The organism is Cytobacillus sp. FSL K6-0265, from assembly GCF_038003465.1.
Classification (GTDB): Bacteria; Bacillota; Bacilli; order Bacillales; family Cytobacillaceae; genus Cytobacillus; species Cytobacillus stercorigallinarum.
This window is the reverse complement of sequence record NZ_JBBOPE010000001.1, coordinates 3,668,095-3,680,472: the sequence shown is the minus strand read 5'-3', so window position 1 is coordinate 3,680,472 and position 12,378 is coordinate 3,668,095. Positions and strand designations below refer to the sequence as shown.

Below are 12,378 nucleotides of genomic sequence, written 5' to 3'. Positions count from 1 at the left end.
GCTAAAAAATGAAAAAATGGTTATCTGTTTTAATGATTGCGGCTGTTACTTTATTTATTGCTGCTTGTGGTTCTTCAGATGAAGGTAACGAAGGATCTGATGAAGGAACAAAAACATTAAAAATTGGGGCATCTAATGTACCGCATGCTGAAATCCTAAATGAAGCAAAACCATTATTAGAAGAAAAAGGAATTGAGTTGGATATCACAACGTTCCAAGATTATATTGTACCGAACCAAGCGTTAGAGGGTGGCGATATTGATGCGAACTACTTCCAACACATCCCTTATTTAGAATCGCAAATGGCAGAAAACGGTTATGATTTTGTGAATGCTGGTGGCGTTCATATTGAACCAATTGGTGTTTATTCACAAGAATATGATAGCTTAGATGATCTTCCAGAAGGAGCAACCATTATTATGAGCAGCTCTGTTCCTGACCATGGTCGTATTTTGACTATGTTAGAAAAGGAAGGTTTGATTACACTAAAAGCTGATGTCGATAAAACAACAGCGACAATTGATGATATTGAGGAAAATACGAAAAATATAAAGTTTGATACGGAGTATGAAGCAGCACTTCTTCCACAAATATATAATAATGGTGAAGGTGACGCCGTTCTTATTAACTCTAACTATGCGATTGATGCTGGCTTAAATCCAGTAGAAGATGCAATTGCACTTGAAGAAAGTGATTCTCCATATGTGAATGTTATCGCAGTTAAAGCTGGGGATGAAGACAAAGAAGAAATAAAAGCATTACTAGAAGTATTACACTCTGAAGAAATCCAAAGTTTCATTGAAGAACAATATGAAGGTGCAGTTGTACCTGTAACTGAATAATCGATATTTATCGAAGAAGTCTACATAGTTGTAGGCTTCTTTTTTTAGTAAGGTAATGGAAAAAATACATTGCACTGAGTCAATTGATTCAAATAAAGGTTAATGGCTATTGGAGAAACAAGTAGTGTGGATAATTTGTATTAAGACAAATAATCAAGTTTACAAGCTTTTCCCCCATGATCGGGTTTGCGCGAACATCAAGGTTTACGAAAAATAGCTAAATAAATAGGGATTGTTCGTACATCGAGAGTGAAAATGCCAAAGGTAGCGGAACAAAAGTGAATTGCTCGTACATCAAGAGTGAAAAACCTAAAGATAGCGGAACAAAATGGATTTGCACGTGCATCAAGAGTAAAAAAACCAGAGATACCAGAACAAAGTCTATTAGCTCGTATAAGAAGATAATAATTCTCTGTATATTGCTTAATCTCACAAAGGTGGCCTGAACTGTTGATTAGAGGTATTTTGCGCAGACAAAATAATCATTTCTAACTTGTGTATGAGTAAAGGTGAATATTTGTAAGGAATGACCCATTAATTTATGAATAAAGGAGGTGGATAAAACGAATCACGGTAAATTCAGAAAAAAAGCGTATTTTCATGTTTTATCGTGTTTGAGTGGGGTACGCTTATAGTGTAGTATTTTTATTGTAATCATTATAACGCTTTAAACGGCGAAAATTTGAAAGGATTGATTCATTATTAGTCAGCTACAGCTGAATTACACGAGCGAAATGGAAAAAGCCATGCACGGAGCATACGGAGTAGGATATGAAACGTATTGCCAAAGTCAGGATGTAAGGATGCGCGTAGAAAAACAGCGTGAAAGAGATTACTTAAAAAGTCAAAGAATTGTTGCCGATATCGAACGTAAAGCACATGCTTAAATAAAGAGAGGAGCTGTCAGATAGACGGCTCTTTTTGTATATAATAAAGTGACATGAGGTTTAATTTCGTCAATGATTAGGAAGCGTGAAACCTTATATATATATATATATCGGGAATCTGACTTCTCTTTTGCTTGTAAACAAGATGATTATGATGATTTTAATTTGGACATAAATGCAAGTAGAGAAGAATATACCAACAAGTGATATATAAATAGAAGAAAAATGAGTTTTTTTCACTAAATTTAGTGTAGAATAATGTAGGGTGATAGGTTTACAACATATACATAGTGGAAATATCGTCTAATATGTGCAAAGAGTTGATATCACATTTAATTTGTTATAAGATTGTAATGAGAATAAAGTGAGAATTAAACTAGAAATGAGATTTGACTTAACAGGGCAAATCTTTTTTATTACGGAGGTATAAACATGGCATCTACATTAACAATTAAAGACCTTCATGTTGAAATTGAAGGAAAAGAGATTTTAAAAGGTGTTAACCTTGAGATAAAGGGTGGAGAAATCCACGCAATTATGGGTCCTAACGGAACAGGTAAATCAACATTATCTTCCGCAATTATGGGACATCCGAAATATGAAGTAACAAAAGGAAGTATTATTTTAGACGGTGAAGATGTACTAGAAATGGAAGTAGATGAACGCGCGCGTGCAGGTCTATTCCTTGCAATGCAGTACCCAAGTGAAATCAGTGGCGTAACTAATGCCGATTTTCTACGTTCAGCAATTAATAGCCGTCGCGAAGAAGGCGAAGAGATTTCTCTAATGAAATTCATTCGTAAAATGGATAAAAACATGGAGTATCTTGAAATGGATACAGATATGGCCCAACGTTACTTAAACGAAGGCTTCTCTGGTGGGGAGAAAAAGCGTAATGAAATCCTACAAATGATGATGATTGAGCCTAAGATTGCGATCCTTGATGAAATTGATTCTGGATTAGATATCGATGCATTGAAAGTCGTTTCTAAAGGGATTAACGAAATGCGCGGTGAGGAATTTGGTTGCTTAATTATTACTCACTACCAACGTCTATTAAACTACATCACACCTGATCACGTGCATGTAATGATGCAAGGTCGTGTTGTAAAGTCTGGTGGACCAGAATTAGCACAAAGACTAGAAGCTGAAGGTTATGACTGGATTAAAAAAGAATTAGGTATCGAAGACGAATCAGTTGAGCAAGAAGCGTAAGAGTTAGGAGGATCACTATGTCAACAGAAATAAAGTTACCATTTGATAAAGAATACGTACATTCTTTTTCAAAAGATATGGGCGAGCCTGCATGGATGACAGAACTCCGTGTAAACGCACTGGAGAAAGCTGAAGATCTTCCAATGCCTAAGCCTGATAAAACAAATATTTCAAAATGGAATTTCACTCAATTTGATAAGCATATCGTGGGGAGTGAAGATTACTCTTCATTAACAGACTTGCCAGAAGAAGTAAGAAGCTTAATCAATTTAGAATCAGCTGACCAAAATTTATATATACAGCGTAATAACCGTCCGGCATATATCTCTTTATCAAAGACAGTTCTTGATCAAGGTGTTATTTTCACTGACATCTTTACTGCTGCTAGAGAGCACGGAGATCTATTACAAAAATATTATATGACAGATGGGGTAAAGGTTGACGAACATAAGTTAACAGCTTTACATGCTGCATTGATGAATGGTGGCGCATTTGTCTATATTCCTAAAAATGTTGAAATCACAGAGCCATTACACTCTGTATTTATTCATGACGATCAAGAGGCAAACCTATTCAATCATGTATTATTGGTTGCTGAAGATAATAGTTCTGTAACTTATGTAGAAAACTACATTTCAACAATGGAAGAAAGCAAAGGCATCTTTAACATCATTTCAGAAGTTGTTGCTAATACAAATGCGAAAGTAACTTATGGAGCGGTAGACACTTTATCTGCTGGAACTACTGTTTATGTGAATCGTCGTGGAGTTGCTGGCAGAGATGCACGTATTGAATGGGCATTGGGCTTAATGAATGATGGCGATACAGTATCTGATAATAAAACGAATTTAATCGGTGATGGTTCATACGGAGATATGAAAACAGTCGTTGTAGGTCGCGGGAAACAAACGCAAAACTTTACAACAAACATCGTACACTTTGGTAAAGCATCTGAAGGTTACATCTTAAAACATGGTGTAATGAAGGATGCAGCTACTTCCATCTTTAATGGAATCGGTAAAATTGAGCACGGTGCGACAAAGGCGAATGCAGAACAAGAATCTCGTGTATTAATGCTAAGTGAAAAAGCACGTGGAGATGCCAACCCAATTTTATTGATTGATGAAGATGATGTAACAGCCGGTCACGCAGCTTCTGTTGGTCGTGTCGATCCGTTACAATTATATTATTTGATGAGTCGGGGTATTTCACAAAAAGAAGCAGAACGCCTTGTTATTCATGGCTTCCTTGCGCCAGTAGTTAATGCGCTTCCTATCGAAGGGGTTAAAAAGCAATTAACAGCTGTGATTGAAGGGAAAGTTCAATAATGAATGCAAAAGAGATTCGCGAGCTATTTCCTATACTAAATCAAGAAGTCAATGGCCATCCATTAGTGTATTTAGATAGCGGTGCTACATCACAAAAACCAATTCAAGTGATTGAGGCGGTACAAAAATATTATCATTACGATAATTCAAATGTTCATAGAGGTGTACACACTTTAGGTACAAGGGCTACTGACGGCTATGAAGGCGCCAGAGAAAAAGTCCGCAAGTTTATTCAAGCAAAATCCACTGAAGAAATCATCTTTACTAGAGGGACAACGACTAGTATAAACACAGTGGCTGCAAGCTATGCGAAAGCGAATCTGTCAGAAGGAGATGAAATTGTGATCTCCTACATGGAGCACCATAGTAATATTATTCCTTGGCAACAAGTGGCTAAGGAAACTGGTGCAACATTAAAATATTTACCATTACAAGAAGATGGAACAATTGCTTTGAGTGATGTTTCCGCTACAATTACAGACCAAACGAAAATTGTTTCTGTTACACTTGTATCTAATGTATTGGGTGTAATCAATCCTATTAAAGATATTGCCAAGATTGCTCATCAGCATGGAGCTGTAATGGTTGTTGATGCTGCACAAGGGGCACCTCATTTAAAAATTGATGTGCAAGATCTAGATTGTGATTTTCTTGCTTTCTCAGGACATAAAATGTGTGGACCTACTGGTATTGGTGTTCTATATGGAAAGAAACAACTTTTAGAAAACATGGAGCCAGTTGAATTTGGTGGAGAAATGATTGATTTTGTTGGCTTATATGAATCTACATGGAAAGAACTTCCGTGGAAGTTTGAAGGTGGCACTCCAATCATTGCTGGAGCGATTGGACTAGGTGCAGCGATTGATTTCTTAGAAGAAATCGGTCTAGACCAAATTGAAGCTCATGAACACAAGCTTGCTGCTTATGCTTTAGAGAGACTTTCTGAAGTTGAAGGCATGAAAATTTTCGGCCCAAAAACAGCAGCAAATCGTGCAGGGATTGTTACATTTAATTTAGATGATGTTCACCCGCATGATGTGGCAACGGTATTAGATGCTGAAGGAATCGCTATTAGAGCGGGGCATCATTGTGCACAACCGTTAATGAAATGGTTGAAGCAATCAGCAACAGCTAGAGCAAGCTTCTATTTATATAACACAGAAGAAGATATTGATAAGCTTACAGCAGGGCTTATTAAAACGAAGGAGTATTTCAGCGATGTCTTTTAATAACTTAGATACCCTCTATCGCCAAGTGATTATGGATCATTACAAGAACCCTCGAAACAAAGGCGTACTTGAAGATGATAGCTTAACAGTTAATATGAATAATCCGACTTGTGGAGATAGAATTCAGTTAACATTAAAGCTCGAAGATGGGAAAGTCGCTGATGCCAAATTTGAAGGTGAAGGCTGTTCTATCTCAATGTCATCGGCATCTATGATGACACAGGCAATTAAGGGAAAAACAAAGGAAGAAGCAGTAAAGCTATCTCATATTTTTTCTGAAATGATGCTTGGGAAAGATTATGACGATGATATCGATTTGGGTGATATTGAAGCACTTCAAGGTGTTTCCCAATTTCCGGCCCGTATTAAGTGTGCGACACTAGCGTGGAAGGCAATGGAAAAGGGAATGAACGAGGAAGATACAGCTAAGTAGTCATAATTGTGACGTTAAAATAAATCATGGTGAAGGTTTTTTCTAACCATAAGAATGGAGGAAGACGAAATGGCAAAAAAAGCACCTGAAATCGGCGATTACAAGTATGGATTTGCCGATAAGGACATTTCCATTTTCCGGTCAAAACGCGGTTTAACAAAAGAAATCGTGCAAGAGATTTCTAAAATGAAGGAAGAGCCTCAATGGATGCTTGACTTCCGATTGAAATCTTTAGAGCACTTCTACAATATGCCAATGCCTCAATGGGGTGGCGATCTATCAGCACTTAACTTTGATGAGATTACGTATTATGTAAAACCATCTGAGAAAACTGAGCGTTCTTGGGATGAGGTTCCTGAAGAAATCAAACAAACTTTTGATAAGTTAGGTATTCCAGAAGCGGAGCAAAAATATCTTGCAGGGGTTTCTGCTCAATACGAATCTGAGGTAGTTTACCATAATATGCAAGAGGATCTTGAGTCAAAAGGGATCGTCTTTAAAGATACAGATTCTGCACTACGTGAAAACGAAGATATTTTCCGTGAGCACTGGGCAAAAGTAATCCCACCAACAGATAATAAATTCGCTGCATTAAACTCAGCAGTTTGGTCTGGTGGTTCATTCATCTACGTTCCTAAAGGAATTAAAGTAGATACACCATTACAAGCTTACTTCCGTATTAACTCTGAGAATATGGGTCAGTTTGAGCGTACGTTAATCATTGTAGATGAAGGCGCACATGTACATTATGTTGAAGGTTGTACTGCACCTGTTTATACAACCAATTCACTGCATAGTGCCGTAGTTGAAATTATCATCAAAAAAGGCGCATATTGCCGTTATACAACGATTCAAAACTGGGCAAATAACGTGTTTAACCTCGTTACAAAACGCGCAGTTTGTGAAGAAAATGCAACAATGGAATGGATTGATGGTAACATCGGATCTAAACTAACAATGAAATATCCAGCCGTTATCCTTAAAGGTGAAGGCGCACGTGGTATGACATTGTCCATCGCATTAGCAGGTAAAGGACAACACCAAGATGCAGGTGCGAAAATGCTACACTTAGCACCGAATACATCTTCAACAATTGTTTCTAAATCAATTGCTAAACAAGGTGGTAAAGTAACTTACCGCGGAATTGTTCAATTTGGACGTAAAGCAACTGGTGCACGTTCAAATATTGAATGTGATACATTAATTATGGATAATCAATCAACTTCTGATACGATCCCTTACAATGAAATCATGAATGACAATATTTCATTAGAGCACGAAGCGAAGGTATCTAAAGTATCTGAAGAACAATTATTTTATCTAATGAGCAGAGGTATTTCTGAAGAAGAGGCAACAGAAATGATTGTCATGGGCTTCATCGAACCATTTACAAAAGAACTTCCAATGGAATATGCTGTTGAAATGAACCGTTTGATCAAGTTTGAGATGGAAGGTTCAATTGGATAAATGCTTAAAACCCTTATTATATAAGGGTTTTTTGTTTGGAGTGAAAATTATTCGTGCCGATTTCGGGCAGATACAGTTTTTTTCTCGTTTATTTTAGTGTATGAGGCGAACTTTTTTAGTTCGTCTTCTTCTTTTTTTGAGTTAAGTCAGAGGTCAGAGGTTATATATGGTTTGATCAGTCATGCTACTTCTTCATATTTGTCTACAGAGAGAGAGGCATGCAAGGAATTTCCCACCCAAAAACCTTAGCAAGTCGTTCGTTATTGTCATAATTTTGAATGTCAATCATGTCTTAGGTTGCTACGCTATATTTTGGGGAGCAAAATGCATTTGTACTAACAACAAGGTTGAAACAATAAAGTAGCAAATGCATCTATTATACTCAGATCAGTAAATTGATCATTATATCTTTTCACTCTTCCATTCTATAGAAAAAATAGGCTTTCTATATGTATTTTTTATGAAGGGCTGTCCACACGGGCAGTCCTTTTTACTTATATATTATAGAAAGGAGAGGGTTATGTATGGTTAATGTGATAAAGCAACTTGTATCTCAGGAAGTAGTTAATCAACGCTCTTATGGTAAAGGTAATAAAATTCAATATATTACACCACATCAAACAGGTAATATGGGAATCGGAGCAAATGCGCAGATGCATGCTAATTTACAGTCGAACTTAAATTCAAGACAAGCTAGTTGGCATTACCAAGTCGATGACCGGATAGCGATCCAATCATTTGAAGATGATGTGATGTGCTGGGCAGCAGGAGATGGGCGAGGGCCTGGGAATACGGCGTCGATTCATATTGAGATGTGCATCAATGCCGATGGTGACTATGAACAGACAATCAATAATGGCGCAGCATTAGTTAAAATGTTAATGGACAAGTATGGGTTGGATCGGAGTCGAATTAAACAGCATCATGATTGGTCAGGAAAAAATTGTCCCGCACAATTGCGCGCGGGTTATAAGGGCATTACATGGGAGGATTTTTTGAATAAAGTAGATGGAGTGCAGGTAGAGGAAAACTTTGGGTCCCCTCAGCCTAGTCCTACTCAACCGAAACCGGTTCAGAGTGGAAATAGTATTGTCGACTATCTAAACGCACAAGGAATAGACTCATCTTTCAAGAACCGAGCAAAATTAGCAAAGCAATATGGTATGAATAATTATCAAGGTACGGCGGCGCAAAACATTGCTTTATTAGAAAAAATCAAAAAAGGAGTCTCGAAGAAACCATCAACAAAAGCAAATCTGAACGTAGACGGAAAATGGGGGAAATCAACAACGAGAGCACTACAAAAAGCATTGGGTACTCCTGTTGATGGTATCATCAGTAATCAGCCGAAAAATAGTGTAACGAATGCCTTCTATGATGGAACGATTCACTTTGCTAATGGAAAACAAGGAAGTAATGTGATAATAGCATTACAACGACTGATTGGTGCAAATCCTGATGGTTTAATGGGTCCTCATACAATACGAGCGTTACAAATATATTTGGGGACGGTTGTCGATGGTGTATTAAGTCGTCCATCTCTCGTCGTAAAAGAAATGCAACGCCGACTAAATGCAGGAACCTTTGTTAAATAAATGAACATAAAAAAGCAAGGGTACTGTAAAGATGAAATATACACCTTGCTTTTTTTTTATTATTGCTTTCTATAAAGTTAGTCATTTATTCATTTCTGTATGTGAAGCCGACCAATCTGTAGTCCCTATTTTTCTTAATTCTATAGCAGCTTCCTCAGGGCTCATTTGAAAAGAGTCATATACCCATTCAGCCAGAAAGCCCACTGTGCCATAGCTAGAAAAGGAGGCGTAACTTTTATGGTTATAGACATGCATTAATGTTGCAGATAGTTCTCGTGATAATTGGTGAATGAATTGTGGGTTTTTTAACTGTTCTTTATAGAAAGATTGATAAGAAAAGACATGATTACATATATCCTTGGTTGTTTGTTCTACCTGTAAATGGGGATTGTGCTTTTTTTTAGCTTGTTGATAAAATGCTATGAATTCGATGATGATGTCCTTTGAGAGTTGCTCAAGTAAATCAAATTTATCATAATAATAGACATAGAAGGTAGAGCGACTAATGCCTGCTCTTTTTACTATCTCTTTTACTGTAATAGAAGAGAATGTCCTTTGCTGTAAAAGTTCAAGTAGTGCTGTGATGATATACGTTTTCGCAGATGGATTTTGTAGCATTGTTTCCTCAACTCCTTAAATTGGACATTTAGAGTGAAAATGTCGTTTGTTTGTATTGGCTTTCTTTTTTACAATTATAGTGAGTCGTAATTTGAAGTATAACGGAGGGGAACTTAAGTGACAAATGTTCATGTAATAACTGGTGGTACAGGTGGTATGGGAAAAGCGATTGCAGAAGCGCTAAACAAGGAAGATATCTTTTTGCTAGCTGATGTGAATGAAGAGAGATTACAACAGACCCAACGAGAGTTAAATGACAAAGGAATGGCTCATGTACATTATCAAACAGTAGATATAACAGATCAAGAAAATGTCCAAGCATTGGTGCAGAAAGCTGATTCATTAGGTGAATTAAAATCGATCATTAATACAGCGGGATTATCACCGACAATGGCTGATGCGGAAAGAATTCTTGATGTTAATTTAAAAGGAACGGGTATCATTTTAGATGCTTTCTATGAGATCGCACAAAGAGGGACAGTTGCCGTCTGTATTTCCTCAATGAGTGGACATATGGTGCCAAAAGAAGGCCCATATACAGAGATACTTAAGACGCCGTTGGCTAAAGATCTGCACGAGAAGATGGAGCCTTTCAATCAAGCAAATGCTGGTACTGCCTATAGCCTTTCGAAATTAGGGGTTTTATTAATTGTAGAAGACCAAGCATGGAAGTGGGGACAGAAAGGAGCGCGCATTGTTTCTGTTTCTCCTGGTACGATTAATACACCAATGGGTAGACAGGAAGCTAGTCAATCTGAGCAAATGAAGGTGTTACTAGAAAAGACACCATTGCAACGTGAAGGTGAACCTACGGAAATTGCTTCAGCTGTGGCGTTTTTAGTAAGTGATGCTGCAAGCTATATTACTGGAACAGATTTAAGAGTCGATGGAGGCACTGTCGCTAATCTCAAATAAAGAAGAAACCCTGCTGATTGGATTCTCATCAAGCAGGGTCTTTATTGTCTAGTGTTTCGGTGAAAATTGTTGAAAAACCGTTTTTGTTGGTTCTGGATAGATTTCTTTTCCAGCAATTGAATTGATGATTTTTTGATTTCTGAAAACAGATAGTCCTAGATTTGTTGCGCTAGCCCCATGTGAATGTTCAATATTAGTTAAGGTATAGATTTGATTTGTTTTCTTTTTCTTAAAGTCAATTTGATAATTTTCCGTTACTTTAAATCGTTTATTGTCTTCCCAAATGATTTCATTGGCAAATTGCGATAACCAATTCGGTAGGGCAGGTTTATAACCAGTTGCTAAGACAACCTTTTCCGTTTGGTGAATGAATTTTTTCTTCTGCTGCCATTGTTGACAATGTAGATGGTACGTATTCTCTATTTTCTCTATTTTATTCGCTTCTGTTAAGGGTTGAATGGTTACATTGAGCTTTTCCCCACTGATAGAGCGATGGTAAAGCAGATTATAAATTTTCTTTAAAGTTTCGGGGTCGATTCCATTTCGCAGTTGATTTAAAGAATCCAATGCTTCTAGACGATTGTCAAAATCAAGTTGATGGAAATAATGAATATATTCAGGTGAGAAAAATTCTTTCCCTAATTTGGCATCTTCTTTTTGGAAAATGCCTGATGATCTTGTAAACCAGGTTAGTTCATAATCATGGTATTTCTGATCCATCAATAAGTCGTAAAAAATCTCAGATGCACTTTGACCAGAACCGATCACAGTGACAGAGTGACCACTTTTCAATTGCTCCTCATGAAACAAATACTCACTTGAGTGACTAATATCATTGTTTATCCAATCTCCATCTAATCCCTTTGGAACCATTGGTATACTGCCAGTTCCGATAATGAGATTTTTTGTTAAATAGTTGGCTACTTCTTTTTTTAGTAGATTCTCTACGGTTACTTGATAAAGATGATCCTCTGTTTCTGTCACATTTGTTACGCGGTGATTGAAATAACAATGTGATAATTGATGGGCTACCCAATTACAATAGTCACTATATTCTTTGCGCGGTATGGTGAATTGGTTGAGAAAGTAGAACGCATATAAGCGCTCATTACTATGTAGATAATTGATAAATGTATATGGACTGGTTGGATCGGCAAATGTTACCAAATCAGCTAAAAAGGGTGTCTGTAAATCAGTGCCTTCTATAAGCATACCCGGGTGCCAAACAAACGCCTCTTCTTGTTCAAAAAATAATCCATCTATCTCTTTGACTCGATCAGTTAAAGCTGCAAGACTTAAATTGAAAGGCCCTAAGCCAATGCCAATAAAATCATAAACGACAGGTGTAACCAATAGTATCCCTTCTTCCATTAATAGGTGAAATAACTATTCTATATTTTCCTTTCTCTCTAACATTCTAAACATAGAGGGAATGGATGAGAGGTTTAAGTGTTTTTTTTCTGGGGTATTTAAAAGTATCGAACAAATAAACAACAGAAAGGACAATGTAAAATGCTCTGGACGATTATCGGTATTTTAATTATTTTATGGATTTTGGGATTTAGCTTTGATGTCGCAGGAGGACTTGTCCACCTATTATTAGTCATCGCACTTGTCGTTTTATTATTCCAATTATTCACTGGAAGACGTAGACCTTAACGGGACATCTGAGGGTAAATAAATATAAAAAGGAACGCCCACCACAATGAAGGTGGGCGTTTTCATTGTGTTTGTTTATGAATGTTCACCCAGGACATAATCGAGATTTTATATGATTTAATTAAAAAAACGTTTGCAATGAATAGTGTATTGCCAAACTTCATTTTTTACATTAAAATGAGAATGATTA

The 12,378-nt window shown here is 36.9% G+C and carries 12 protein-coding genes; 10 read left to right on the top strand and 2 right to left on the bottom strand.

The window, feature by feature from the left end:
* The first annotated feature begins 8 nt into the window (after positions 1–8).
* The 8 genes from MHH73_RS18620 to MHH73_RS18585 all read left to right on the top strand — a co-directional run bounded on the left by MHH73_RS18620 (position 9) and on the right by MHH73_RS18585 (position 8,996).
* Entirely contained in the window at positions 9–842 is an 834-nt protein-coding gene (locus tag MHH73_RS18620; protein WP_191817072.1) for a MetQ/NlpA family ABC transporter substrate-binding protein, read from the top strand.
* A gap of 746 nt (positions 843–1,588) precedes the next feature.
* On the top strand, positions 1,589–1,729 hold the full coding sequence (locus tag MHH73_RS18615; protein ID WP_341068621.1) for a hypothetical protein: 141 nt from the start codon (positions 1,589–1,591) through the stop codon (positions 1,727–1,729).
* Positions 1,730–2,161: 432 nt separating this feature from the next.
* Complete coding sequence (gene sufC, locus MHH73_RS18610; protein ID WP_095371994.1) at positions 2,162–2,944, top strand: Fe-S cluster assembly ATPase SufC; 783 nt, start codon at positions 2,162–2,164, stop codon at positions 2,942–2,944.
* A gap of 17 nt (positions 2,945–2,961) precedes the next feature.
* Complete coding sequence (sufD, locus tag MHH73_RS18605; protein WP_191817070.1) at positions 2,962–4,272, top strand: Fe-S cluster assembly protein SufD; 1,311 nt, start codon at positions 2,962–2,964, stop codon at positions 4,270–4,272.
* Positions 4,272–5,501 (top strand): cysteine desulfurase, encoded by a 1,230-nt coding sequence (locus MHH73_RS18600; RefSeq protein WP_341068619.1) that lies wholly within the window; start codon positions 4,272–4,274, stop codon positions 5,499–5,501. The genes sufD and MHH73_RS18600 overlap by 1 nt, the downstream gene beginning before the upstream one ends.
* Complete coding sequence (gene sufU / locus MHH73_RS18595) at positions 5,491–5,934, top strand: Fe-S cluster assembly sulfur transfer protein SufU (protein WP_191817068.1); 444 nt, start codon at positions 5,491–5,493, stop codon at positions 5,932–5,934. The genes MHH73_RS18600 and sufU overlap by 11 nt, the downstream gene beginning before the upstream one ends.
* Positions 5,935–6,003: 69 nt before the next feature.
* On the top strand, positions 6,004–7,401 hold the full coding sequence (gene sufB / locus MHH73_RS18590) for a Fe-S cluster assembly protein SufB (RefSeq protein WP_095371998.1): 1,398 nt from the start codon (positions 6,004–6,006) through the stop codon (positions 7,399–7,401).
* 524 nt (positions 7,402–7,925) lie between these two features.
* A complete protein-coding gene (locus MHH73_RS18585) occupies positions 7,926–8,996 on the top strand; it encodes an N-acetylmuramoyl-L-alanine amidase (RefSeq protein ID WP_341068616.1) in 1,071 nt (356 codons plus the stop codon).
* Between the two features lie 81 nt (positions 8,997–9,077).
* Here the strand turns inward: MHH73_RS18585 and MHH73_RS18580 are convergent, their stop codons facing one another.
* On the bottom strand, positions 9,078–9,614 hold the full coding sequence (locus tag MHH73_RS18580) for a TetR/AcrR family transcriptional regulator (RefSeq protein ID WP_191817066.1): 537 nt from the start codon (positions 9,612–9,614) through the stop codon (positions 9,078–9,080).
* A gap of 117 nt (positions 9,615–9,731) precedes the next feature.
* Between MHH73_RS18580 and MHH73_RS18575 the strand changes: the two genes are divergently transcribed.
* On the top strand, positions 9,732–10,529 hold the full coding sequence (locus MHH73_RS18575; RefSeq protein ID WP_341068614.1) for an SDR family oxidoreductase: 798 nt from the start codon (positions 9,732–9,734) through the stop codon (positions 10,527–10,529).
* A 48-nt stretch (positions 10,530–10,577) separates the two neighbouring features.
* Here MHH73_RS18575 and MHH73_RS18570 read toward each other — a convergent pair whose 3' ends face one another.
* A complete protein-coding gene (locus tag MHH73_RS18570) occupies positions 10,578–11,882 on the bottom strand; it encodes a lysine N(6)-hydroxylase/L-ornithine N(5)-oxygenase family protein (protein WP_341068613.1) in 1,305 nt (434 codons plus the stop codon).
* Positions 11,883–12,041: 159 nt separating this feature from the next.
* On the opposite strand from MHH73_RS18570, the gene MHH73_RS18565 reads away from it, so the two are divergent.
* Entirely contained in the window at positions 12,042–12,188 is a 147-nt protein-coding gene (locus MHH73_RS18565; protein ID WP_191817063.1) for a lmo0937 family membrane protein, read from the top strand.
* Positions 12,189–12,378: the final 190 nt, after the last annotated feature.